This is a genomic window from Thiovibrio frasassiensis (assembly GCF_029607905.1).
GTDB classification, from domain to species: domain Bacteria; phylum Desulfobacterota; class Desulfobulbia; order Desulfobulbales; family Desulfurivibrionaceae; genus Thiovibrio; species Thiovibrio frasassiensis.
This window is the reverse complement of the sequence record NZ_JAPHEH010000001.1, coordinates 1,725,334-1,749,801: the sequence shown is the minus strand read 5'-3', so window position 1 is coordinate 1,749,801 and position 24,468 is coordinate 1,725,334. Positions and strand designations below refer to the sequence as shown.

Genomic DNA, 24,468 nt, shown 5'->3' with positions numbered 1-24,468 from the left:
GTTGCCGCACCGCTTATCTTGATTGTAGCACATCCTTACCAGCCGCCAGGAGGTTAAAATGTACCCATCCCGCTCCACTCCTGGAAACGATACACGGCATACCTCAACGCCGATTGCTCCGCAAATGCGTCAAAATCAAGAGAATAGATCCCATCCTCATTGCGCCAGATCCGCTCGAAATACCCGCTTGCCTGCCGGACCACCGGCGAATCCGCCGGGGCAGTCACCTCAAGGCAGGTCTCCAGGTTCAGGTCGTCAATATTCCTTCGGGTCAGATTTGCCGATCCGCCGATGAGTACGGTCTCCTCCGGCAAGCTCATTATGGTTAACTTGGAGTGAAACTGCTCGCCGTGCGTTCCATACCAGCGCACCGCGATCCGGCCCTGGGATTTATCGACCAGCTCCCGGGCCACCGGCCGGTTGGGAATCCCATTTTTCTTGCGGCCGAAAGCATCCTTGTTGGGATCAAGGAGCAGCCGGACCTCGGCCCCTCTGGCCTCCGCATCAAGAAGCCCAGCAATCACCTGACGATCGGAGAGATAGAACATGGCCATCCGCACCGAGGACCCTTTCCCGCAACGGGCAAGGGTCTGCAGAAGGCGCGACTTGATCTTCCCTTCGGTGAGCAGACGCAGATGGACCTCGCCGGATTCGGAACGTGCCGGGATCTGCCAGCGGGGGAAAGGCTCTCCGGAGAAGCTTGCCACCGCAACTTCCGAGGCTACGACATCTTGCACCACCGCCCCCTGGGCAATAAAAGCGATGTTGGAATGATACCCGCTGGCGTCATGGGGGTTGGCGGAGGTTATGAGCGCTTCTTTTTCATTGACCACAACCTTGCGATGATTGGCCTTGAAGTTGAGCAAGCTCAAATACCCCCGCATCGACATGGCAGGACCATTTTTAGCAAAGGGAGACGGCAGCCAACCAGTCCCTTCCGTTCCGAACCATTGCGCCAAAAGCCGCCACCAGGCCGAATAGATGAAGTTGGAATCGCGCAGCCTGGTGGTGTCCGTGTAAATGATCCGCACCCCGCTTGCCCGCAGCCGCTTAAAATGTTCCGGTTCCTCGGCCCCGTAACCGCGGTTGATGGTATCGGTGACCAAAACGATGTCCACCTGGGGCGAACGCTGTTTTTTTTCCACGAGCCGGCGGGTCATCTCGTCAGCCAGGGCAGGAAAAGTCTCCCCCGGGGGATGCACGGTATTGAATAAAAAAAGATCGAGCAGAACAAAACGCTCTGCCCCGTCAATGATGCGGCACATCCGCTTAAAAATGACCTGCTCGCGCACCGGCCGGCCATCCCGCTGATAGGTATAATCAGCGAGAAACTCGATATCCGGTGCTGCGCGAAGCCCCCCCTCCATTGAGATTCCTTTTGGCAGAGACTTCCCTTGTCCATAGGCCACAAGGAGCAACGAAAAAACAAGCACCACAAGCACAAGAATCTTCAATAAACGTCTCCTCCAGGAGCGTACCTTCTCCATAAATGCCTTCGGCACAATTAGAGCACAGGGTGCTGCCACCTGTTCATTATGATGGCTTTGTAAAAAATAACCCGCTCACTCAGAACGACAACGGGAAGAGAGCGGGGGGAGGCAACCGGGAACGTTCGGACTCTGGAAGCCCGGCGCGGCAATACTCACACCGTGGCCAGAAAGATATCCACCAGATTCGGATCGAAGTGGGTTCCGGCCAAGGAACGGATGTGTTCGGCAACCTTTGCCTGCGGCCATGCCTCGCGGTACCTGCGGTCCGAAATCAGAGCGTCCCAGTTATCGGCAATGGCAAAGATCCTGGCCGCCAGGGGGATCTGCTCGCCTTTCAGGCCGCGGGGATAGCCGGTGCCGTCCCACCATTCATGGTGGCAATAGGGAATATCAAGCGCCGGACGGAGATAATGGATAGGAGACAGCAGTTCAAAGGCAAAGCCCGGATGCTGCCGCATGATCACCTGTTCTTCTTCGGTGAGCGGACCGGCCTTCATCAAAACGGAATCGGGCACCGCCATCTTGCCGATATCATGGAGCACTGCGCCGCGACGGACATTATCAAGCTCATCCTCTCGAATGCCCACGGCGCAGGCGACCTTCATCGTAAGCTCGGTCACCCGCTGGGTATGGCCCTCGGTTTCCGAATCGCGCAATTCCAAGGCCTTGGCCCAACCTTCAATGGTGGTGTCATAAGCCAGGGTCAATTCGATATTCGACTCCTGGAGTTTCCGAAAAAGGGTCGCATTATCGATGGCAATTGCCGCCTGGATGGCCAGAGCCTCGAAAAAATCGGACCATTCGGGAGCGGTCTCAAACCACTGTCGGCAATAAATCTCAAAAACGCCCTTCACCTGCCCTTTGGCAATCAGGGGAACCGCATAATAGGTTATAAATCTCTCATTCTGGAGCAGCTTCCGGCGGTCAAAGGGGTTGGGCTGCTCGGTAAGATCGGGGATATGGACAACCCGCCGCTCATAGGCAGCCAGCCCCGCAGCGCCCTCGCCAAGCCGCACCTTGGATTTCCGGATGCCCATTCCCTCAAAGCCCCAGTCAGCCCCATGTTCCAGGTTCTGGGTATGGGGGTTCAGCAGGAGAATGGCTCCGGCATCCATGCCCAGTTGGGCCACGGTCTGCTCCAGGAATAATTTCATGGTCAACCGCAGGTCCAGACTCGCGGTGATCACCAAATCGATGCCGTGCAGGGTGGTCAGATGCTGAAGCCTTGCCCGGGCTCGCCCTTCCGCCTCAAGACGGGCAGCAATCTCCTTTTCAAGTTCCGTGTTTTTCTGAACAAGGGCGCTATTTGCCCGGAGGATTTCCCTGTCCGCCTCATGCACCTTGGAAATGGTGAGCCTGGACAGGCCGATAACCAGAAAGACAAAAAGGGAGCCGCCGAGAAAAATCAGACCGGTGACGATTTCCACGGGAAAAACAAGCTGCCTGACCTGAATGGCGATAAAAAAAAGGTAGCCGGCAATAAAAAAAACGTTCAGGGCCGACAAGGCCCTCCATTTCCCCACACAGGAAAGGGGAACCTCCCTCCGGGTCTGCATGCAGAGACGTGCCGCGGCAATCAGAAAAATTATCCCTGGAATAACCAGGATGATGGAGAATAATTGGCTCGAAGTCATATGCAATTTCCCGACAAGGCAAGAAGTTCCTCTGAGGCCTCCAGCTTTTCATAAGCATTTTAGCCTGGGTGCAATCAGTGTACCGAGTGACTGCGGGAAAGTCAAAATCTCTAAACAACAGGACTTCCCAAGCATACCCAATGGGAGAAAGGAATCTTTACTGCATGTTCTTCATAATAATTGGCAGTCCCGGGCCCAGCCCATAACGGCAAAGATTTCCACGACAGCCACTGTTGCAGGCACAGCTTTTTACGATTTCAACAATCATTGCTTTTCACAATGTTTTCCCTTACCATTGGCTGATGCCGCCTCTTCGGCGCTGGCATCTCACTGCGCAGCCAACTTGGCAAACAACAAGAAAGAGAGAACAGCCCAACCATGCAACCGCAGCCACTGGTCATCGAATACCTCTTCCGCCTGCGGGACAACAGCGAAGAGCTGTTTACCATCCACCTCGATCCCCTGACCCTTGCAACCATCTCCAGTACCGACACAGACACCCTGCCCCACTGGACGGCGCTCTCCTTCGCCCAGTGCGCCAGTTGCCCGTTAAGCGAGGGTGTCTCCCCCCACTGTCCGGTCGCGGTCAACCTTGCCCCCATTGTCCAGCGGGGCGAAAAGCTTCTCTCCTTTGATCTCGTTGATCTTCAGGTGACAACCGCCGAACGAGTAACTTCCCAAAAAACCACGGCGCAAAGGGCGCTCTCCTCCCTGATGGGACTTGTTATCGCGACAAGCGACTGCCCGCACACCGTATTTTTCAAGCCCATGGCCCGCTTTCATTTACCGCTGGCCAGCGAAGAGGAGACCATCTTCCGGGCCGCGGCAACCTATTTACTGGCCCAATATTTTGTGAAAAACAAGGGTGAACAGGCAGATTTTAACCTGGAAAAATTGACGGATCTCTACCGCACCATACAGGAGATCAATCTGGCCATGGCAAAAAGGGTCCGGAGTGGGTCAAAAACAGACTCGTCCGTCAATGCCATTGTACTGCTCGACATGTACGCCAAGGCCCTACCGTATGTGATCAAACAATCGCTGGAAGAACTCCGCTACCTGTTCGAGCCGTTCCTGAAAACAGTCCACTAACGGCGCGCCCCACCAAGGGCTCTATATCTGGCCGCCGCTGCCCTGCCCAGGTTGCCGCGAGAGTCCGCCGCTGCCACTTGACCGTATAAGGTCTGAGCCTTTGCCAACTCCCCTGTTTTTTCATAGCTTTCCGCAAGAAAAAAGGCGCTGCCCAGGGTAGGCATGAGCTTCATGCTTTTTTGCAGATGTTCCTTGGCCAAGGCGGGATTGTTCTCTTTCAGATAGAGGACGCCAAGGCCAAAATGGCTCTCGAAATACTCCGCGTCGAGTTGCACGGCCTTAGTCAGATATTTCTTGGCGTCGGCAAGACTGTTATTTTTCAAGTGAGCCATTCCCAGGGCATTTTGCAGCAGGGCCTGCTCCGGAGCTTTGTGAACCGCCTGCCCATACAGGGCTATGGCTCCGGGTAGGTCCTTGGCCTGTTCTTTTACCCTGCCCTTATCGTAATCACTGTACGCCGCGCTGGTTTTCATCAACGATGCCATCGCCCGCTTAAAATCCCCTTCCCCGGAGGCATATGCCTCATTGTTCATCGCCCAGCTGTATTTGCTGTCGATATAGTACTGGTTATCCCGCATCCTCTCTTGAGAAAAAGGATGGGTGCGGAACAGTCCCTGCAGCCACTGTGCTTCTCCCTCACCACTTTTCTTGGCTAAAAATTCCTGCAACTCCACCGCTCCTTTAGGGCTGTACTGGGCATTGACCATATAGTCGATGCCCAACCGATCGGCCTCCCGCTCCTGCTCCCGGCTGTATGAACTGGAGAGAATAGAGCCGGCCAACTGCCCTGCCTGTTGGGCAGCTCCGCTGTATGAAGTGCCGCTGCTCGAAGCGGATAAAACCAGCATCCCCATATTGAGGAGCATGCCCCGTTGCAGATTCTGCACCGAATGCCGGGCCGTAACATGGCCAAGCTCATGCCCCAGCACCGCGGCGAGTTGCCCCTCGCTCTCCAAGGCAACCAATAAGCCGCGGGTAATGGCGATATTACCGCCGGGCATGGCAAAGGCGTTGGGGCTTGAGTCGTTGACGATCTTAAAAGCATAGGGAAGATTCGGACGATGGCTGGTCTTGACCAACCGCATACCCACCGCAGTGACATACTTTTTCAGATGCTGGTCCTCGTATTCTCCCTGCATCTGCTGGATCGCCTCGGGAAAGGCTTTTTTGCCAAGGGAGACCTCTTCCTGTTCACTTAAGCTGTAAAAAGCCAACTCGGACTTGCCGGTGACAGGATTCACCGCACAGCTTAAGATTAAGGGCTGAACCAGGACAAGAACGGAAAGGATAAGCCATTGGATACGACGCATACGAGGATTCCTACCTGAGTTATAGCCACAGACCGTGCAACCAAGAGAAAAAACAGACATTTGCTTGCCGGGGGACAGTGACACAAGGGGTTGAATAATGTCCTGCCATTCTATTCATTCCCTCGCGCAAACGCAAGCAGCGTCGATTGCGCCAAGACCCTGACTTCCCGAAAAAACCATAAAAAAAGGGTGGCCAAATGGCCACCCTCAAAGAACCAACCAGTCTTGCTCGCGCTTTAGAAACGAACGTCAAGCAGGAAGTAGACGTTATCAAGCTCGGCGTTGGATTCACCAGGCTCGCCAAACACCTGAGACATCGACCCATAATTGTAATTGATATGGGTATACCCTAAACGGCCAAAGAGGTTGTCATTAAACGGCTGGATGTAGTAAAAATCGTAGGCATCCCCACGGGTACCCAGCTTATTGTACAATTCAGAGGGACCCCAGGTGAAGCTGGCCCAGTATTCACTGCCGTGGTTGTACTCAAAGCCAACCTTGGGGTTGTTCCAAGCCTTGTAAGGGATGTTGTAGCGCAACCCGGTGTAGACCGACCAACCGGTATGCTCGCTTGTTCCATCACTGTTCAAGAGCCCAATATCTGCACCGGTTACCGGGTGCACAAATGTCCTTCCACTTGGGTCCGTTTTATTAATACCGGTGGAAAGGAAGATATCAAACCCGGAATCCGCAACATTATTGGCCTGGGCATGGACACCGTACAGACTCATATTGCCTAACTTGTCCCCTCCGGGGATGTTCATGCCGTTGATATCTGTTGCATGAAGAGCACTCAATACCATCAAGCTATCCCGTACGCCAGGGATCTCGGTTTCAAAAAACATGGCATAGACATTGATATCATCATACGGGTTGGCCCCGTTATCAACGTAACTCACGCTATTTGTATCCTGATCCTGATACCCCTTGCCATAGGCAAAACGGATGCCGGAGTTCTTCCAACCCAAATACCGTTCCAAACCAACCGTGGCCACCACGCCATCTGCCTCGCCGTCAAAGAGCAGGGAAGGGTAGGTGGACTGCCGTAGCCTATCTTCCTTCAACTCGGAGGGAGGACCCTCGGAGGAGGGATGCCGACCAAAGGTCAATGCCAGCGGGAAGGGCATGCCCTCGGGAATCCAGTCCACATAGGCACGATCCAGCTTTACAGTGGAGTCGCCAGGCACATGGGCTTGACTGGCATCATTGCCAGCAGTATCACCTTGGTTAGAAAAATTTTTGTACACAGCAAGACGACCGGTGAACAACAGGTTCTTCTGAATCTCGGAATCAAGGTTCAAGCGGAAGCGGTTGGTCCAGTAATTATCATTGTGATCAACAGTACCGTCACCGCCAAGGATATTATCATCCTTCAACTTAAAACTGTCTACCCTGGTCCGCAGCTCGGCACCCAGGTTGATCCGGTCTTTCAACGTCTTGGTTTCAACCTTGTCCAAGGTATCGTAGATGGTTTCCACATCCTTGGCCAGCTTGCTCGGCATGGCCGCGGTTGCAGCCTTACCGGAAGGGCTTTCGGCTTTTTCCATCTGGTCAACCCGCTTCTGCAAGGTGTCCAGACGCTCCAGGATCGCTTTATAGTCCTCAGCCGGGATGGCCACAGTCTGGCCACCTGCTGCTACAGCGCAGCTTGTCCAGGCCAGTAATGCACCTGCAGTCAATAATATTTTTTTCACTTCTCTCCTCCTCCCAGTGAATATCGTTTTTCGTCAGTGCATTATTTGGGGATGACCGCGGCTGCCGGTTGATCACTGTCGGCTGCATGCGCCACCAAATACTTGATCACCGTCTGCAGATCAGCATCACTCATGCCCATATCACCAGGATGACGTCCTCGGGCAAAGTATTTTTCCCACACACTGCCGGCCTTGTCGGCAGGGTTCACAGTAGCCGCCTTGCCTCCCTTTTTGTGACATGCGCCACAGCTCTGTAAAAAGAGCGCGTCTCCGCTGGCCGCTAAGGCGACCGCGGGAAGCATCAGCGACATTGCTGTCAACATTGTTACGATTCGCTTCTGCACCAACTCACCTCCCTTTCCAAAAATTGATAACAGAAATCCTGTTTCTTGAAAGTTTATAACTGGTTACTTTAAAAAAAGTCAACATATCATCCAACTTTTTCATTTTTTCTGCCTCCCGTTAATCCCTTATTTCATTAGGTTTTGTTCCCCTTTCCCCCAAATCAGCAAATCCTGGGGAGCTGTTCGCCCACCGGCATATCGACAATTCGTTGCGCCCCTAAGGTTGTACGCATGACAACCAGGCCTTGCTTGTCCGCGACAACCTCCCCAATAATCACGGCTTCACGCCCCAAGGGATGGCTGCGCATGGCAGCCACGATCTTGTCGGCAACTTGAGCCGGGACAACGGCCACCAATTTGCCCTCGTTGGCGACATACATGGGGTCGATACCGAGGACCTCGCAGGCCCCCCGCACCTCTGGTCGCACCGGCACAGCCGCTTCCTCCAGCATGATTCCGACCCGAGAGGAGGCGGCAAACTCATTGAGCGTGGTGGCCAAGCCGCCACGGGTGGGATCACGCATGGCATGGATAAGGGGAGATACCCGCAACATCTCTGCCACCAAGCCATTCAGGGGGGCAGTATCGCTTTGCACCCGTGAAGCAAAAGAAAGCCCTTCCCGAGAGGTCAGAATCGCCATGCCATGGTCCGCAATGGTCCCGGAGAGAATAACCTTATCCCCCGCTTCGAGTTTCGCGGCGGAGATATTCACCCCTTCAGGCACCCGGCCCACCCCGGTGGTGGTGATGAAAAGCTTGTCGCAACAGCCCCGATTGACCACCTTGGTATCCCCGGTCACGATCTGCACCCCGGCACCTTTTACCGCATTTTCCATGGAGAGCAGGACTCGATGCAAAATGGATAAGGGCAACCCCTCTTCAATGATAAAGGCGGCGGCCAGATAAAGCGGGGTGGCGCCGCTCATACAGACATCGTTTACGGTTCCGTTGATTGCCAGATCGCCGATGTCGCCGCCCGGAAAAAAAAGAGGGTCAACCACAAAGGAATCGGTGGTCAGGGCCAACCGACCTTGGGAAAAATCAACCACAGCCTGATCCTCCAGCCGGTTCAGGGTTTCATTGCCGAAGCGCGGCAGAAACAACCGGCTGACAAGCTCGGCGGAGAGCCGGCCGCCGCTGCCATGTGCCAATTGGATCGTCTCATATTCCATAATGGGCAGGGGGCAGCTGAAATCTTCCGGATTCAGATTATGCATGGGATGTCCTGTGATATCTGTAGTAGGCGGCGCAGGCTCCCTCGCCTGAGACCATGGTCGCGCCCAGGGGATGTTCCGGGGTGCATTCCCGGCCAAAAGCCGGGCAGCCATCGGGCTTGATCAAACCCTGCAGCACACTGCCGCTCTGGCACAGCTCCGATTCCCGCACCCGGATACTCTCCACGGCAAACTTCCGTTCGGCATCATAACCGGCCAGATCGTCCCGGATCACCAGGCCGCTGGCAGGCAACACCCCGATCCCCCGCCAGGCACGATCACGCACCGTAAACACCTCAGCCATAACCCGTTGCGCCGCCCGGTTACCTTCCCGGCTCACCGAACGACCGTACTGATTTTCCACGACATACCGCCCCGCCTCAAGCTGACGGAGGGCCATGAGCAAACCGGCAAGGATATCGACGGGTTCAAAACCGGTGGGGACGATGGGCACCCGGAATTCCTCGGCAAGCGACTCGTATTCTTGCCAGCCCATGACTGTGCAGACATGGCCCGGAGCCAGATACCCCTGCACCCGATTGGTGGGCGAAGAGAGCAAGGCGCGGATGGCCGGCGGCACCAGGACATGGCTGGCCAGCAGGCTGAAGTTGGTCAGCCCTTCCCGCTTGGCCTGCAGCAGAGCCATACCGTTTCCCGGTGCCGTTGTTTCAAAACCAACGGCGAAGAACACCACCTCCCGCTCTGGATGCTGCCGAGCCAAGGCCACGGCCTCAAGGGGCGAATAGACCATGCGTACATCAGCCCCGGTGGATTTGGCCATGAACAGACTGGAAGCGCTGCCCGGCACCCGGAGCATATCGCCGAAGCTGGTAAAGATCACCTCAGGTCGGGCGGCGATGGCCACTGCCCGGTCGATGGTTTCCACCGGGGTCACGCAGACCGGGCATCCCGGCCCATGCACCAGCTCAAGCTGGGCCGGCAAGAGCTGATCAAGCCCGTTTTTCATGATGGCATGGGTGTGGCCACCGCAGATCTCCATGATCACCCAAGGGCGAGTCACAGTCTGACGGATTTCCGCTAGCAATTGCCCAGCCAAGGCAGGATCACGGTATTCATCAACAAATTTCATGGGGAGAAAAGCACCTCTTCACTTTTCCAAAGGATTGCCGAAAATATCCGTGCCCTGGGCTGCCACGGCCTGAACCAATTCCTGCCAGGCCGCAAAGCTCTGCCGCGCTTCTTCCTCGTCGAGCACCGACAAGGCAAAGCCGGCATGCACCACGGTGTACTGGCCCACTTCAATCTCCGGCACATACTCGAGACAGATCTTGTTGACCGTGCCGCTGTAGTCCACATGTCCCATAATCAGCCCATTTTCCTGAAATATCTCCACCACCCTACCGGGAATCGCCAAACACATAGTATCACCCTTTTTCCAACGCCTTGCGACCAATCACAGCCTGGCCCAGAGAGATGCACCCATCATTGCAGGGCAACTCTTTATGGATCAGCACCTGGAACCCGGTGCGCCCCAAAGAGGCAATCATCCCTTCCAGAAGCAACCTGTTCTGAAAAACGCCGCCGCTCAAGGCAACGGTATTGATATTTTCCCGACGTCGCGCCTCCACAGCCACCGAGGTGAAGACCGTAACCACAGCACGATGGAACCTGCGACTGATTTCCCGCCGCGCCATCCCGCCCTGCACCGCTTGCGCCACCGCCCGGACCAAAGAGCGCACCGATATTTTCAGCATAGCATCTTCTTCGTATACCTCGCAGGGAAAGGTCTCCTCGCCGAGTTGCCCTGCTGTCTGCATCAGTTCAATGGCGGCCTGAGCCTCATACTGGATAACCTGCCTGCCCCCGCTCATGGCGGCCACCGCATCAAAAAGCCTGCCGCAGCTACTGGTCAAAGGGGAGTTCAACCCCTTCTCCAGCATGCTCAGGATCGGCGCGCCCTCATGCGCCGCCATAAAAGGCAGCTCGGGGAGTTCTGCGCCGTAGGCAGCGCGGAGATAACTCAGACCGGTCCGCCACGGAGCCTGGACTGCGGCATCACCACCCGGCAGGGGAAGGGCTTCCAGGGCAGCAAATCGCTGATAACCGCTGGCATCTCCCAGCAGCACCTCGCCTCCCCAGATGGCCTGATCCACCCCGTAGCCCGCGCCATCGAGAATAATGCCGATGGCCGGGCCCTGGTGCCGATTCTCGGCCAGACAGGCGACCAGGTGGGCATGGTGGTGCTGCACCCCCATGGTGGGCAGCACCGTCTGCTCCAAGGCCCAGCGGCTTGAAAGATACTGGGGATGGAGATCGTGCACAATCAGGGATGGAGTGATTTCAAAAAGTGCTCCCAACTGACCGAGAGTTTGCTGGAAGAGTTGGTAACCCTCCAGATTTTTCAGATCCCCGATGTGCTGGCTGCAAAAAGCCTGCTTTCCCTTGAGCAGACAGACGGTGTTCTTGAGTTCCGCTCCCACCCCGAGAACCATCCCCCCGGTATCGGCAAGGGTGATGGGTTTCGGGGCAAAACCCCGACTGCGCCTAATTTGACGGATCGTTCCTGCCTGAAGAGCGACCAGGGAATCATCGCAGGGCAGGTGAATCCCCCGGTCATGCAGCAGAAACCAGTCGGCGATCCCGGCCAGCCGCTGGACCGCTTCGCCGTTTTCGATGCAGATCGGCTCTTCGCTGCGATTCCCGCTGGTCATCACCAGCGCCCGCACCGTCCCCTGCAGCAAAAGATGATGGAGCGGCGCATAGGGCAGCATGAGACCGAACTGATCGTATCCCGGCGCGACCTCTTCCGCCAAGCCATGCCCCTCTTTTTTTGTGGCCAAAACAATGGGACGTTCCGGACTTTGCAAGGAGTGTTCTTCCATGGGCTCCAGCAGACAGATCCTGCGGGCCGCCGCAAGATCATCCACCATGACCGCCAGAGGCTTGGCCGCCCTACCCTTCCTCTGCCGCAAACGGGTTACCGCCTGGGAGTTCGCCGCATCCACGGCCAGATGAAAGCCGCCAATTCCCTTGACCGCCACGATCTCCCCTGCCGCGAGCCGCTGCACAGCCTCGCACAGTGCCCCATCCCGCTCGGCCACCGGCTGTCCGTCCGGATCAAGCAGGACGAGCTGCGGACCGCAGTCGGGGCAACAATTTGGTTGGGCATGAAAGCGCCGGTTCGCGGGATCATCGTATTCCCGTTGGCAGGTCGCGCACATGGCAAAATCGCGCATGGTCGTATGGGGACGGTCGTAGGGAATGCGTTCGATGATGGTATAGCGGGGGCCGCAGTTGGTGCAGTTGATGAAGGGATAGCGAAAGCGGCGGTCATCTGGAGCAAAGAACTCGGCCAGACAAGCCTCGCACACGGCGACATCCGGCGAGATCAGGGTGGAAACCGGACCGGAAAGCGCTGAATGGCGGAGAACAAATTCGCTATCCCGGACACAGGGGATGGAAATAGAAACAATCTCGGCGACCTGGGACAAAGGGGGCGCTTGCCCCCGCAGGGCAACCAAAAAATCCTGCAGCTGCGCAGCCCGGCCCTGCGCCTCGATGGCAACCCCCTCCGGGGTATTGGCCACACAGCCGACCAGCCCGCGTTCCGTGGCCAGACGATACACATTGGGCCGGAAACCGACGCCCTGGACAATGCCGCCGACCGATATCTTCCAGCGCTCAATTGGCATGCAATCCTTAAGCGTCCACGAATCAGAGTTGCCGACGCAGCCAGGCCAGCCAGGCTGGCATGCCCGCACCGGTCCTGGCTGAGATTTCAAAAAATTCCAGCCGGGGATTCACCCGCAATCCATATTCCCGGCAACGGGCCAGATCAAAATCAACATAGGGAAGAAGGTCGATCTTGTTGATCAAACACAGCGTGGCGGCATCGAACATGGCCGGATACTTGAGCGGCTTATCCTCTCCCTCGGTGACGCTGATGATCACAACCTTGGCCGCCTCGCCCAGATCAAACATGGCCGGACAGACCAGATTGCCGACATTTTCGATAAAGAGCAGAGAGTTTGCTGCCACCTCCATCTGGTGCAGGGCCCGGTGCACCATCTCCGCATCAAGATGGCATCCGGCCCCGGTATTCACCTGAACCACGGGCACCCCGGTGGCGGCAATCCGTTCGGCGTCGAGCATGGTCTGCTGGTCCCCTTCGATTACTGCGAGGGGGATCCCCTGGGGCAGCTCCCGGATGGTCCGTTCCAGGATCGTTGTTTTGCCGGAGCCGGGAGAACTGACCAGATTAAGCGCAAGGACCCCTCTTTTCTGGAAGAAATCCCGGTTATGGACGGCAATCCCATCGTTTTTCCCGAGCACCGCCTCCTGCACCTCCAAAACCCGGCCCTGGTGCGAATGAACGGACTCTCCCGAGCCGGGGACAGGCATGGCCTGTCCTGGCCTGGTGATGGTTACGCTGTTTCCCGGCTGACTGCAGCCGCAGGAATCACACATGGCTCACCTCTTATTCATCGACGGTAAGGGATACGACCTTTAATTCCCGACCCTGTAGAGTCTCCACCCCATATCCGCCGCATTGGGGGCATTGGGCAAGCAGGGAGTCCAGCGCAAAGGAATGCCCGCACCCCTGACAACGGCCGCACCCTTCGACCTCACGCACCTCAAGGCGAGCGCCTTCAGCCAGGGTATTGCGGGCCGCAGCCTCAAAACAGAAAACCAAGGCCTCGACCATCACGCCGGAAAGCGTGCCGGCCTCCAGTTCGACCGAGGTAACCCTCTGCCCCCCGGCGTCCTGCGCCTTGGCCGAAACAAGTTCGACGATATTCATAGCCAAAGACATCTCATGCATGGATTCATGATACACAAAGGTCCGGGATTGAGCCAGGCAAGAGAGGCAACCGCACGATTTTTCGCTCTGCCGAAAGTTTATTGCGGAGTAACAGACTATGGGAGATCATCAAGCACTGGACCATGCACCGGCAGGCTAATAATGAACCGCGCCCCCATCCCCGGAGAACTCTCTGCGGTGATCGTCCCGCCATGCCGCTCGACAATCCGTTTACACACCGCGAGACCGATGCCGGTCCCCTCGTATCGGCCCCGACCATGCAGCCGCTGAAAAAGGCCGAAGATCTTCTCGGCTGACTCCGCGGCAAAACCGATGCCGTTATCCTCCACGGTAATACGACACAACTCCCCCATTCCGTCGGCATCCGGGTTGGGAATAACCCGGCTGGACACCACAACGCGCGGAGGGACCTCGGGGTGTTGATATTTCAGGGCATTGGCAATGAGGTTCTGAAAAAGTTGCCGGATCTGGAGAGGATCCGCCTTGATCCGGCAGAGACTGTCAACCGCAACCCGCCCTCCGGTCTCCGCAATGCGCACCTCCAGGTCGGCAACCACCTGTAGCACGACCCTCTCCAAATCAATTTCCTCGAAAGGCTCTGCCTTGGCGGAAACCCGGGAATAGGCGAGGACCCCGGAGATCAGCTCCTGCATCCGTCCGGCTGCCGCTTCGATCCGGCGAATATATTCCAGCCCCTGCTCGGGAATATTTTCCCCGCAGCGGGTACGCAATCTCTCACTAAAGGCCTGGACAATAACCAGCGGCTCCCGCAGGTCATGGGAGGCCATGGAAGCGAAATCCTGCAGATCCTTGTTGCTCTGGGCCAGTTCCACGGCAAACTTATTGAGGGCTTTTTCGCTCCACTTGCTGCCGGTGATATCACGATTACTCGCTCTGCTGCCGAGAAACTCGCCGGAGCGTCCATAGACGGGCTGACAGATATGGCCTATCCAGCGTTCCTGCCCGGTCCTGGTAATGATCCGAAACTCCAGCATACATACCCCGCGCTCCGGCCCCAGATCCCTGAAATGATTTTCGAGCTGGTCCTTGTGGTCCGGGTGGGCGATCTCGACGATCAACCCGGGATTTTCTTTGAATTCCGCAGGCCGGTAGCCGGTGATCCGCTCCGCAGCTGGAGACACATAGAGAAATTTTCCCGCCGGATCCAGCCAATATTCCCAGTCATAGGTGAAATCCGCAACGGTGCGGAACTTTTCCTCACTGACCAAAATCTCGGCCTCAACCCTTTTCCGTTCGTCAATCTCCTTGAGCAGCGCGGCATTAGCCTCCTCCAGCTCCTCGCCTTTTCGGGCAAGACGGTCGCGGGATTGCTGCAACGCCTCCTGCGCCTCATCACGTTCAGCAATCCGCCGCTGCAAAAGAGAGCCGCCCAAAAGCAGTCCGGCCACCCCGATGAGCCAGGTCAACCCCGAGCGGAGGAGACTGGAAAGAACCTGCTTTTTCTGGAGAGCCAGAGCTTCTGTCATTGGCAGACTGACACTGATGCCGCCCCGAACATCCCCCTCCTTATACCCTTGATGCCCATGACAGTAGAGACAGTCCCGGGTAGCAACCACCGCCTGAATCAAGCGCAGGTGAGGCACTCCACCGATCTCGGTAAATTCGATCTTTTCCGGCCGCCGGGAGTGGGAGAACTCCTCAAGGTTACGGCGTTCCCACGCATCCGGCCCATTCTCCGGACGCAATGGATTCAGGCTGGTCATCCTGGCAATAACCCCATAGAGGCTTGAAAAATCCTCGCCAACCTGCCGCATCATATAGGCAGGATTCATCAAGGTAAGTTGCCTGCCTGAGGGGGTGACCAAATCCCTTTCCGGAAGATGCGCCAGATACGGATTGGGTGGGGTGCGCGCATCGACCGGCACATACACCCCGCCATGGGACGCGCCCCAGGTGCGCAGGGCGCGATCCTTGTTGCAATAGGCCCTGATTTCACTGATCGCAATCTCTTGAGTAATCTGATGGATGCCGCTTATTGCGTTAAAGGAAAGCGCGGCGATGAAGAGGGTCCAGATCCCGACCAGAATCCAGGTAAACTGCTGGATAGGCACGGGCAGGATTTTTGAAATATGCGGCTCTGCGGAGTCGTTCACATACCCACCAAAAATTCAGGGCCCGTCACAAAACAACCATTCGTACGGCCATTGCGTTACGGATCTTTATCTCGTTCTTGCCATGTAAAAAAACCGGGATGCGAGAGAGAGCCCAGCACGAACAAATCCTGCTCCCCTTATGAATCAGGCCAGAGATCGGGATCGGCCACCCCAATCTTCATGGCAAACTTCAACATGGCCAATGGCTCGCTCATCCCGATCTTCTTGCTGATATTGGAACGGTGTTTCTCCACCGTTTTCGGGCTAAGACACAAGAGCTCGGCTATGCGTTTGGTGGGGTTTCCCTCAATGACCAGCCGGAATATCTGCTGTTCCCGATCGGAGAGCATGTCATACCTGCTCGACTCGGCGGATTTCTGCTCCTCATTGTTGAGGTAACCGCGGATAAGTTCGGAATTGATCTCCCGGCTCAGAAAATACTTGCCCTGCGCCACCATCTTTACCCCCTCAAGAATCTCGGACCAGGGGGCGGTTTTCAGCACATAGCCATGGGCTCCGGCAGACAATGCCTGATGCACATACATCTCGCGGGCAAACATGGACAGAATTACGATTGCGGTGCCGGGAGAATCTTTTTTAATAAGCGGGATGCATTCAAGGCCGCTGACCATGGGCATGGCGATATCAAGGATCGCCACGTCCGGCTGCAACCTCCGGATCTCCTTGACAGCCACCTCGCCATCCGCCGCCACGCCAACCAACGCAAGATCTTTGCTTCTGGCAAGCATCTCCCGCAGCCCTTCCCTGACGATGGAATGATCATCCGCCACAAAAACCGCGATCTTCGCCATCCTTTCTCCTAGAAAAAAACACGTCCCATGTTCCCGGAACAGACAACCCCGCATACCAGCCTTGGCCGTGCCGCCCCCTGATGCGGATAGAGTTTTTATACAATACTATTTGGAGATCAGGATCAAGCTTTTTTCCAGAGTTGGCGCGGGAAATGGATAAGACGATACCCCAGGGGGAAAACTCAACGAATTGCCGAGGCCACCTCAACCCCGAGGAGGCCAAGCTCTTTGACCACGGCCGAAACCACCCCTGCCACCGCGGAATTGACCTCAGAAGACATCTCAATGCCGGTGGACAAATCCAGAGGAACAATGCCGAAGAGGGTAATGGAGGGGGGCAGGCAATCCTGCATGGCCGCAACAGCCAAAAGCTCGGAAATCCCGATCTGGTGCGGGGAAATTTTCTGCCGGAAATAGGCTGGAGGGTCAAGCAATTTTTTTATGACCACTGAACCGGGAGGCTCAGTCGAAAGGATTGCATCGAGAATGAACAGATGGCTCTTATCATCAAGATAGCCGAGGAGATCAAGCCCCATGGTCCCGCCATCGATCAGCTCCACCTGGGGAGGAAAAACATAGCGGTGCTGGAGTTGCTCCACCGCTCGTACCCCCGCCCCCTCGTCGGCCAACAGGACGTTCCCTACGCCAAGCACCAAAATATTAAGAGCCATACTCCTCCTTATAAAAGAGGCCGTCCCGATAGCCGGGGCGGCCTCTTTTCAATAGAAACGCCAAACAACGATTTTATACCATGGTCCTGACGGTGACGATTTCCCGACTCTCGGGATCCAGAAGATGGATGGCGCAGGCAAGGCAGGGGTCAAAGGAATGGACCGTCCGCAAAACCTCAAGAGGCTTTTCCGGATCCGCCACCGGATTGCCCAACAATGAGGCCTCGTATGGGCCAGGTTCGTCTTTATTGTTTCTGGGCCCGGCATTCCAGGTGGACGGGACCACGCACTGATAATTCTTGATCTTGCCGTCCTGGATCACAACCCAGTGGGACAACACCCCGCGCGGCGCCTCATGAAAACCAACCCCGCGCTGCTCTCCTTTCGGAAAGACCGGGGCATTGAAGGTTGCATAATCCCCCCTGCCGATGTTGTCCATCAAGGATTGCCACTGGCCAAGCAGGGAGTCGTGCAACACCGCGCACCGGACCGCCCGGGCCGCATGACGGCCGATGGTGGAATGGAGGGCAGCGATCCCGACCTTGGCTCCGGCCAGCTTGCTCACTGTTGCCAAGAGAATGTCGGTATACGTTTTGGTCGGGGCGTGCCCTGCGGCATACATGCACAATACGTTGGCCAATGGTCCGACCTGGGCCGGCTTGCCGTTGAAGGTCGGGGACTTGACCCAGGAATACTTGCCGTTGTCCTGGAAATCGGTGTGCTGGGGCACGGTATCTTCCTCCCAGGGATGCCGGTCCCAGTCTCCCTTGTACCAGGAATGCTTGATCCCCTCCTTGACCCCCTGCTTGAAGAAATCATCGTTGAAGCCGGTGATCGGCTTAAACGAGCCCACCTTGCCATCCCCGATGTACCCACCAGGGAGATCAAACGCTGTCCCCTTGGTGTCCAGGGGCATATCCGGCACCGAGAGATAATTGGTCACCCCGGCTCCGTATTGGGTCCACTCCGCATAAAAAGCGCCGATGGCCGCGACATCAACCATATAGACATTCTTAATAAAATCTCCGATTTCATCGATCAGGGTTTTAATATAGAAAAGCCGCTCGATGGTCAGGGTGGACTGGCTGTCGGGGTTGATGGGATTGGCAACTCCGCCCACGGCCAGATTCTGGATATGCGGGGTCTTGCTGCCGAGAATGGCCACCACCTTGTTGATCTTCCGCTGATATTCCAAGGCCTGGAAATAATGGGTGGCGGCAAGCAGATTAACGTCCGGAGAGAGTTTCATGGCCGGGTGTCCCCAGTAGCCGCTGGCAAAGATGCCAAGCTGACCGGTACCAACAAAACTTTTCAGTTTTTCCTGCACCGCCCGGATTTCCTGCTCGCTGTTGCGGGGCCAGGGGGAAAGCTGCTGGCCAAGGGCTGCGGCCCCCTTGGGGCTGCCCTTAAGGGAGGAAACGATGTCCACCCAGTCCAGGGCGGAAAGATGATAAAAATGAACAATATGATCAAATATCCCATGGGCGCCAATGATCATATTCCTGATGTATTGGGCGTTGAGGGGCACCTCTAGGCTCAGGGCATTCTCCACGGCCCTTACCGAAGCAATGGCATGGACAGTGGTGCAGACCCCGCAGATCCGCTGGGTGAAGAGCCAGGCCTCCCGCGGGTCGCGGCCTTGGAGGATCAACTCGATTCCGCGCCACATCTGACCGGAAGACCAAGCCTTGGTCACCCTCCCGTTGTCAATCTCGCAATCAATCCGGAGATGCCCTTCGATTCTGGTGATGGGATCAACGACGATTCTCTTAGCCATGCACTCTCTCCTTCAGGTGTAACTGCCCAGCAGCACCGCATCTTGCTTCGCAGTCTCGCTGCGCTCGCTTAGCTGTCATCGGCCTGCTTGTGTGCAACAGCACACTTCGCAGACCTCTTCCGTGCATCTGCGGCACTGCTGAACAATTACGTTTCGTGTTTTATGAACCTTTCCAGCCCTGAGCTGAATAGTTACCTTCGAATTTATGCCTTAGTGAATTTGGGCAATACCGGCAAGGTCTTGACAAACCACAGGTAGGCCATCACTTCCGCGGCAATAATGCCGAAGGTGATGAACAGTTCCGGCACCGAGGGAAAATACCGCCAGCCGGTGCCGGGATCAAACCCGACAATGTAGGTATTGAAACGGTACATGCTCCCGCCCAGCAACATGGCGCAGGAAGCGATGAACAAAAGGCGCGGATTCTGTCGGTTGTTGGGATAGGCCAGGATCAGCAGGGCGGCAAGCAGCAACAGATTTTCCAGCAGGAAGAGATTGCCCAAAAGCCCGCCTTCAAAGGCAAGGGGCAGATAGCCGCGCAGATTCACATCCTCGATCCGAATTACCAGATACAGACCAAGCAGCCAGGGCATGAGCGCTGAAATCTTACTGAGCAGATGCAGCTCAAGCGGCCGCTTGAAGGCAACCGAGGCAATAAGCGACTCAAAGATCACCGCGGCATAGCCGATGACCACGGCGGTAATGAGAAAGAGCAGCGGGAGAAAGCCGCTCCACCAGAGGGGGGAAAGCTTGTGCCCGGCCATGAGCATCATGGTGCCCAGGGAGGACTGATGCATGGTGGGCAGAAGGATGCCCAGGGCGATGAAGACGAAGATGATCCGGTTGAGCCTGGCCTGCAATCTGGCTGCTTTGAATTTTTCCAGCAGGGTCGGGGCAAATTCCATCCACAATACCAGAATATAGGTGCCGATACAGAGAGCAACCTCAAACATCACCGAATGCAAGTTACTGAGCCACGGCAGAAAGATATTGTAGGCCTGCCAGTAGCGACCGATGTCGAAAATAACCGAGATTCCGGCCAGGGTGTAGCCGAACATGCTGGTCATCAAGGCGGGTCGCACCAGGGGCGAATATTCACCTTTGTTAAACACATAGACGATCAGGGCGATGGAATACCCGGCGCAGGCCAGGGCCGTACCCACCACCACATCATAGGCGATCCAGATCCCCCAAGGATAGCCGTCGTTCATGTTGGTGACCGAACCGATGCCAAAAATAAACCGTTTACCGAGAAAAAAAAGGCCAATGAGCACGATGGCTGCGCATACCTTGAAAGGCACGGTCAGTACCTTGCCTCCTAATGCTTGTCTTTCCTGCATGGGAACACTCCTTTCCGTGAGAAAACAGGATGTAAATCCCTACTCTTTTTTCTCTTCCCTGTTCCGGATGATATAGATCAAACCGCCCAGGACCACGAGGGGATAGACCATGCCCTTGTAAATCGCGTACTGGATGCCGTCCGCCAAGGCGACGTAGGAATCCTCCGGCAGTTCGGGCAAGCCGAGGGAGGCAAACGGCACTCCGGCCAGGTAAAGGACCTGAGAACCGCCAAGCTCACGCTCACCATAGATATGCTGGACATAAGCACCGGCCCGATGCTGCTGCACCTCAGTGCCATCGATATTGGCCACCGGAAAATCGTAGTACTCTCCTGGCTCCATGGCCATGCGCCGCTTGGCCTCGCTACGCAGCTTCTCAACCGGACCAAACAATGAAGCGCCGGTGGGACAAGCAGCGCAGCAGGCGGAAATCCCGCCCTTGACCAGAAGATGGGCGCACAACTGGCATTTGACGATCTCCGGGAAGGGAGAATCCCATTCAAATTTGGGAATGTTATAGGGACAGGCCACCTGACAATAACGGCAACCAATACAGGCCTTTTTATTATAGGTCACCACCCCGTTTTCGGGATTTTTCACCAGTGCCGAGGCTGGGCAGGCAGAAACACAGGCTGGATCAAGGCAGTGCATGCAGTGCCGCTTGATGAAGGCAAATCCCTCAACCGTATCTTTTGGCCCCTCAACGCCGTAGCGCTTGATGATATTCAGGGTTTTGGCGGACAAATCCTGGGGATCATCCCACATCACCTCTTTGGAGCTGGTGTGTTCCACCGGCATATTGTTGGCCTGTTTGCAGGCATACTCGCAAACCTTGCAACCGATACAGAGGGTGGAGTCGTACAGGATGCCAACAGCATTGGGGGGCAAATCCTTTCTGGCCCGTTTGGCTTGGGCCGGGCTTTGTTCCGCCGCCACCAGCAACCCGCTGGCCGCGATCCCTTTTAATAAATCCCTGCGGCGTATCTTCATACCCTATTCTCCCTCTGAGGAAGACTCTTGCTCGGTCTGGCCAAGGTTTTTGGCAACCGCCACCCCGGCTCCCAGTGCCACGCCCGCCACGCCCGCAACAAGGGCGGCAGCACCCACCGAGGCGCTTTCCCCCCGCTCGGAGACGATATGCGGATATGCGGACCCGGGGGTGATGTACTTCAGGTCAGCCTGAGCATGGAGGGGGAGAGTAAAACCCACCCCTTCCTCGGTGCAGCCGAAACAGGGATGCCCGGTACCCACCGGCCAAGCGCCTGGGCCCACATCATTAAAAAGAATGGCCGGGCAGTTGGCAAAGGTCATCGGCCCCTTGCAACCGAGCTTATACAGGCAATAGCCTTTGCGATGCCCATCGTCACCGAACTTGAGGGCAAAACGGCCCGCGTCAAAATGGGGCCGGCGTTCGCAATTTTCGTGAATGAGGCGGCCATAGGCGAATTTCGGCCTCCCTTTTTCATCGAGCGCGGGGAGTTTTTTAAAGGTCAGGAAGTGGATCACGGTGGAAAGGAAATTATAGGCATTGGGCGGACAGCCGGGGATCGTCACCACGGTCTTGCCCTTGAGAAACTCAGGCGCGCCGATGCAGCCGGTGGGGTTCGGCTTTGCCGCGGCAACCCCGCCCCAGGAAGCACAGGAGCCAATGGCAACAACAGCCGCGGCTTTGGCTGCGGTATCACGGACAATTTCACTGAAAGGCTTGCCGCCGATCATGCAGTACACCCCGCCATCTTTAACGGGAATGGCGCCTTCCACCACAAGGATGAACTTTCCTGCATTCTTGTGAATCGAATCCTGCAAAGCCGCTTCCGCCTGATGTCCGGCTCCGGCATTGAGAGTTTCGTTGTAATCAAGGGAGATAAGATCAAGAATCAGATGCTCGAGGGAGGGATGGGAGGGCCGCAGCAACGATTCGGTACAGCCGGTACAGGCCGAACCGGAAAGCCAGATCACCGGGGGCCGTTGCGGGGCGGTGACCGCCGCCGCGATCTGCGGCACAACCTCAAGGGGAAGCCCCATGCCGGCAGCCATCACCGTACAGAATTTCATAAAATCACGACGTGATATCCCGTTCAGACGGTCTCTGACCCTGGAAAAATCCTGCTCTTTCATCGTTCGCCTCTTTTACGTGTGTGGAGAGTTCTCTCCATTCTCAATAACAGCGGAACTTCAAAAGATTATTCGTTATTGCACCATAACGGCCGGTCACAAGTCAAGCCCGATAAGCATAGGTACAAACACCTAGAAAATGGTAGTGCAGTTTTCACCCGGGGGTCAAGAATTTTCTCATTGGCCGACCCGATTCTTTGCGGTATGGTGCGCAACCAAAAGGCAAAGAGGAAAACCCAACACCATGCCGCATACCGCCAAATTTAATCCGGCCGACATTATCCAGCATCTGTATGTGGAGGATGATTGCCGGGATCTCCCCCTCACCAAAAATATCCTGGCCAATCTCCCGGGACGCACGGTACGGGTTATTCCGCCCCGCTCCGGCCCGGATCTTTCACCTGCCACCTTCGGCCCCCAGAGCCTCACGAGCGGAAAGAAACATCTTGTCCTCTGCAAAAACCGGGGCCGCTTCCTCAAGCCCTGCCCCGCCACGAGGGAATACCGCTGTTGCGACTACCAGGTGCTCAATGTGGGGATGAACTGCCCCATGGATTGCGTGTATTGCATTCTGCAAGCCTACCTGAACAACCCCTGGCTTTCTTTTTTTGTGAATACCGATGATCTACTGGCCGAACTCACCACTGCCTTCGCCGAAACTCCGCAGACCTTCCGGCGCATCGGCACCGGAGAATTTACCGACTCCATGGCCCTGGACCGGGTCACGGGCTTGAGCCGAATCCTCATCGAATTTTTCAAGGATCAGCCCAATGCGGTGCTTGAGCTGAAATCAAAGGCGGTGGCTCTGGACAATCTGGAGCACAGCGAGCATGGCGGCCGCACCATCATGGCCTGGTCGCTCAACAGTACGGAAATCATGGGTAAGGAAGAACTGCGCACCGCCACCCTGGAGCAGCGGTTGGCTGCGGCGGCCCAGTGCGCCGAATGGGGCTATAAGCTGGCCTTTCATTTCGACCCGCTCATCTATCATCCCGGCTGGGAAAAGGGCTACAAAGAGACCATCGACCGGCTCTTTGCCACGGTGCCGGCCGCGAGCATCGTCTGGATCAGCATGGGAGCGTTGCGCTTTCTTCCTGCCCTGAGGGGCATCGCCACCAGCCGTTTCCCCAGCTCCCGGTTTTTCCATGAAGAGTTTGTCCTCGGGCTGGACAACAAATATCGATATTTCCGACCGCTGCGCACCGAGATGTACCGGTTCATGGCAGAACACCTTTCCCGCCACCTGGACCCGGACACCTGCCTCTATTTCTGCATGGAAAGCGATGAGATCTGGCGGGATGTTTTTGGCTTTTCTCCGGAAGAAAAAGGCGGCTTGCCCGGCATGCTCGATCTGGCTGCGCGAATAAAATGCACCCCCAGCTGAATCCGCAGCCTGCAACCACGGGTTACGCCAATTACCGAATCGCTTTTGGGTGTTGATTTTTACCCACCCCATCCTTACTATGGTATATCGTTCCCTGACAGCCAAGCGCGAGATCAAGTGAAATCCCGCCCCAGGAAAAGGTTGGTGCAGGCGCAGGGAATAGCCGTTATGATGGGCGGGCTATCACAACCGCACCTCATTTTTTTTTGCAAACCTGATCAAAAATATAAGGAGAAGAAATGGTCAATAAAGTCATCCTCATCGGCAACCTCGGCAAAGACCCGGAAGTACGTTACTCGCAGGCAGGGGCAGCCATCGCCAGCTTCAATGTGGCCACCACCGAAACCTGGAAGAAGCAGGACGGCTCCAAGGAAGAGCTGACCGAATGGCACCGGATCGTCGCCTTCGGCCGCTTGGGGGAGATTTGCGGCGAATACCTCTCAAAGGGCTCCAAGGTCTTCATCGAAGGCAGACTGCAGACCCGCAAATGGGATGACAAAGACGGCAATACCAAATACACCACCGAGATCGTGGCCCGGGAGATGAAGATGCTCTCCCCCCGCGGCAGCAGTGGAGATTCCTCCCAGTCTCAGCAGTACAACGACCAGCCTTTCCCCGAGCCGGTCATGGGCGATGACGTTCCGTTCTAGAGTTCCCTGCTGAAAAACGCGAACAACCCCAGGCAGATTATTTT

The 24,468-nt window shown here is 56.3% G+C and carries 21 protein-coding genes; 3 read left to right on the top strand and 18 right to left on the bottom strand.

The features are described 5' to 3' along the window. Window positions 1–53 precede the first annotated feature (53 nt). Both OLX77_RS08300 and OLX77_RS08295 read right to left on the bottom strand, forming a co-directional pair. Complete coding sequence (locus OLX77_RS08300) at window positions 54–1,454, bottom strand: phospholipase D family protein (RefSeq protein WP_307633126.1); 1,401 nt, start codon at window positions 1,452–1,454, stop codon at window positions 54–56. A 188-nt stretch (window positions 1,455–1,642) separates the two neighbouring features. Next, window positions 1,643–3,124, bottom strand: a complete 1,482-nt coding sequence (locus OLX77_RS08295) for an HD domain-containing phosphohydrolase (RefSeq protein ID WP_307633125.1) — start codon at window positions 3,122–3,124, stop codon at window positions 1,643–1,645. Window positions 3,125–3,502: 378 nt separating this feature from the next. Here OLX77_RS08295 and OLX77_RS08290 point away from each other — a divergent pair, with 378 nt between their 5' ends. Next, entirely contained in the window at window positions 3,503–4,216 is a 714-nt protein-coding gene (locus OLX77_RS08290; RefSeq protein WP_307633124.1) for a DUF6901 family protein, read from the top strand. Here OLX77_RS08290 and OLX77_RS08285 read toward each other — a convergent pair. From OLX77_RS08285 to OLX77_RS08210, 16 genes are all read right to left on the bottom strand, one after another. After that, window positions 4,213–5,526: a M48 family metalloprotease gene (locus OLX77_RS08285; protein ID WP_307633123.1), complete on the bottom strand. Its 1,314-nt coding sequence runs from the start codon at window positions 5,524–5,526 to the stop codon at window positions 4,213–4,215. The two genes, OLX77_RS08290 and OLX77_RS08285, sit on opposite strands and share 4 nt — an antisense overlap. A gap of 236 nt (window positions 5,527–5,762) precedes the next feature. Further along, window positions 5,763–7,220, bottom strand: coding sequence for a DUF3373 family protein (locus OLX77_RS08280; protein ID WP_307633122.1), 1,458 nt, complete (start codon window positions 7,218–7,220; stop codon window positions 5,763–5,765). 41 nt (window positions 7,221–7,261) lie between these two features. Beyond that, window positions 7,262–7,564 (bottom strand): c-type cytochrome, encoded by a 303-nt coding sequence (locus OLX77_RS08275; protein ID WP_307633121.1) that lies wholly within the window; start codon window positions 7,562–7,564, stop codon window positions 7,262–7,264. Window positions 7,565–7,725: 161 nt separating this feature from the next. Beyond that, window positions 7,726–8,781, bottom strand: a complete 1,056-nt coding sequence (gene hypE, locus OLX77_RS08270; RefSeq protein ID WP_307633120.1) for a hydrogenase expression/formation protein HypE — start codon at window positions 8,779–8,781, stop codon at window positions 7,726–7,728. Beyond that, the gene (hypD, locus tag OLX77_RS08265) at window positions 8,774–9,868 is read right to left on the bottom strand and encodes a hydrogenase formation protein HypD (RefSeq protein ID WP_307633119.1); all 1,095 of its coding nucleotides are present in this window, start codon (window positions 9,866–9,868) and stop codon (window positions 8,774–8,776) included. The genes hypE and hypD overlap by 8 nt, the downstream gene beginning before the upstream one ends. 18 nt (window positions 9,869–9,886) lie before the next feature. Continuing rightward, on the bottom strand, window positions 9,887–10,159 hold the full coding sequence (locus tag OLX77_RS08260; protein ID WP_307633118.1) for a HypC/HybG/HupF family hydrogenase formation chaperone: 273 nt from the start codon (window positions 10,157–10,159) through the stop codon (window positions 9,887–9,889). Window positions 10,160–10,163: 4 nt separating this feature from the next. Further along, window positions 10,164–12,431: a carbamoyltransferase HypF gene (hypF, locus tag OLX77_RS08255; RefSeq protein WP_307633117.1), complete on the bottom strand. Its 2,268-nt coding sequence runs from the start codon at window positions 12,429–12,431 to the stop codon at window positions 10,164–10,166. Window positions 12,432–12,453: 22 nt separating this feature from the next. Then, entirely contained in the window at window positions 12,454–13,206 is a 753-nt protein-coding gene (hypB, locus tag OLX77_RS08250; protein WP_307633116.1) for a hydrogenase nickel incorporation protein HypB, read from the bottom strand. Window positions 13,207–13,216: 10 nt separating this feature from the next. Next, complete coding sequence (locus OLX77_RS08245; RefSeq protein WP_307634068.1) at window positions 13,217–13,552, bottom strand: hydrogenase maturation nickel metallochaperone HypA/HybF; 336 nt, start codon at window positions 13,550–13,552, stop codon at window positions 13,217–13,219. Between the two features lie 104 nt (window positions 13,553–13,656). After that, window positions 13,657–15,675 carry an ATP-binding protein gene (locus OLX77_RS08240; RefSeq protein ID WP_307633115.1) on the bottom strand — a complete coding sequence of 673 codons (2,019 nt, stop codon included), beginning with the start codon at window positions 15,673–15,675 and terminating at the stop codon, window positions 13,657–13,659. A 137-nt stretch (window positions 15,676–15,812) separates the two neighbouring features. Further along, window positions 15,813–16,487 carry a response regulator gene (locus OLX77_RS08235; protein ID WP_307633114.1) on the bottom strand — a complete coding sequence of 225 codons (675 nt, stop codon included), beginning with the start codon at window positions 16,485–16,487 and terminating at the stop codon, window positions 15,813–15,815. A gap of 182 nt (window positions 16,488–16,669) precedes the next feature. Continuing rightward, on the bottom strand, window positions 16,670–17,158 hold the full coding sequence (locus OLX77_RS08230) for a HyaD/HybD family hydrogenase maturation endopeptidase (RefSeq protein ID WP_307633113.1): 489 nt from the start codon (window positions 17,156–17,158) through the stop codon (window positions 16,670–16,672). A 73-nt stretch (window positions 17,159–17,231) separates the two neighbouring features. Next, window positions 17,232–18,935 (bottom strand): nickel-dependent hydrogenase large subunit, encoded by a 1,704-nt coding sequence (locus tag OLX77_RS08225; protein ID WP_307633112.1) that lies wholly within the window; start codon window positions 18,933–18,935, stop codon window positions 17,232–17,234. A 203-nt stretch (window positions 18,936–19,138) separates the two neighbouring features. Next, entirely contained in the window at window positions 19,139–20,275 is a 1,137-nt protein-coding gene (hybB, locus tag OLX77_RS08220; RefSeq protein WP_307633111.1) for a Ni/Fe-hydrogenase cytochrome b subunit, read from the bottom strand. A 39-nt stretch (window positions 20,276–20,314) separates the two neighbouring features. Beyond that, complete coding sequence (gene hybA, locus OLX77_RS08215; protein WP_307633110.1) at window positions 20,315–21,265, bottom strand: hydrogenase 2 operon protein HybA; 951 nt, start codon at window positions 21,263–21,265, stop codon at window positions 20,315–20,317. A gap of 3 nt (window positions 21,266–21,268) precedes the next feature. Beyond that, on the bottom strand, window positions 21,269–22,393 hold the full coding sequence (locus OLX77_RS08210) for a hydrogenase small subunit (protein ID WP_307633109.1): 1,125 nt from the start codon (window positions 22,391–22,393) through the stop codon (window positions 21,269–21,271). Between the two features lie 241 nt (window positions 22,394–22,634). Here OLX77_RS08210 and OLX77_RS08205 point away from each other — a divergent pair, with 241 nt between their 5' ends. Both OLX77_RS08205 and OLX77_RS08200 read left to right on the top strand, forming a co-directional pair. Beyond that, window positions 22,635–23,774 (top strand): SPL family radical SAM protein, encoded by a 1,140-nt coding sequence (locus OLX77_RS08205; protein ID WP_307633108.1) that lies wholly within the window; start codon window positions 22,635–22,637, stop codon window positions 23,772–23,774. 239 nt (window positions 23,775–24,013) lie between these two features. Continuing rightward, the gene (locus tag OLX77_RS08200) at window positions 24,014–24,424 is read left to right on the top strand and encodes a single-stranded DNA-binding protein (RefSeq protein ID WP_307633107.1); all 411 of its coding nucleotides are present in this window, start codon (window positions 24,014–24,016) and stop codon (window positions 24,422–24,424) included. Window positions 24,425–24,468 lie beyond the last annotated feature (44 nt).

Bases quoted from the DNA above. Each gene is read 5' to 3' on its own strand.
- OLX77_RS08295 (WP_307633125.1), bottom strand. From the start codon at position 3,124: ATGACTTCGAGCCAATTATTCTCCATCATCCTGGTTATTCCAGGGATA.
- OLX77_RS08290 (WP_307633124.1), top strand. From the start codon at position 3,503: ATGCAACCGCAGCCACTGGTCATCGAATACCTCTTCCGCCTGCGGGAC.
- OLX77_RS08285 (WP_307633123.1), bottom strand. From the start codon at position 5,526: ATGCGTCGTATCCAATGGCTTATCCTTTCCGTTCTTGTCCTGGTTCAG.
- hypE (WP_307633120.1), bottom strand. From the start codon at position 8,781: ATGCATAATCTGAATCCGGAAGATTTCAGCTGCCCCCTGCCCATTATG.
- hypD (WP_307633119.1), bottom strand. From the start codon at position 9,868: ATGAAATTTGTTGATGAATACCGTGATCCTGCCTTGGCTGGGCAATTG.
- OLX77_RS08260 (WP_307633118.1), bottom strand. From the start codon at position 10,159: ATGTGTTTGGCGATTCCCGGTAGGGTGGTGGAGATATTTCAGGAAAAT.
- hypF (WP_307633117.1), bottom strand. From the start codon at position 12,431: ATGCCAATTGAGCGCTGGAAGATATCGGTCGGCGGCATTGTCCAGGGC.
- hypB (WP_307633116.1), bottom strand. From the start codon at position 13,206: ATGTGTGATTCCTGCGGCTGCAGTCAGCCGGGAAACAGCGTAACCATC.
- OLX77_RS08245 (WP_307634068.1), bottom strand. From the start codon at position 13,552: ATGTCTTTGGCTATGAATATCGTCGAACTTGTTTCGGCCAAGGCGCAG.
- OLX77_RS08235 (WP_307633114.1), bottom strand. From the start codon at position 16,487: ATGGCGAAGATCGCGGTTTTTGTGGCGGATGATCATTCCATCGTCAGG.
- OLX77_RS08230 (WP_307633113.1), bottom strand. From the start codon at position 17,158: ATGGCTCTTAATATTTTGGTGCTTGGCGTAGGGAACGTCCTGTTGGCC.
- OLX77_RS08225 (WP_307633112.1), bottom strand. From the start codon at position 18,935: ATGGCTAAGAGAATCGTCGTTGATCCCATCACCAGAATCGAAGGGCAT.
- hybB (WP_307633111.1), bottom strand. From the start codon at position 20,275: ATGCAGGAAAGACAAGCATTAGGAGGCAAGGTACTGACCGTGCCTTTC.
- hybA (WP_307633110.1), bottom strand. From the start codon at position 21,265: ATGAAGATACGCCGCAGGGATTTATTAAAAGGGATCGCGGCCAGCGGG.
- OLX77_RS08210 (WP_307633109.1), bottom strand. From the start codon at position 22,393: ATGAAAGAGCAGGATTTTTCCAGGGTCAGAGACCGTCTGAACGGGATA.
- OLX77_RS08205 (WP_307633108.1), top strand. From the start codon at position 22,635: ATGCCGCATACCGCCAAATTTAATCCGGCCGACATTATCCAGCATCTG.
- OLX77_RS08200 (WP_307633107.1), top strand. From the start codon at position 24,014: ATGGTCAATAAAGTCATCCTCATCGGCAACCTCGGCAAAGACCCGGAA.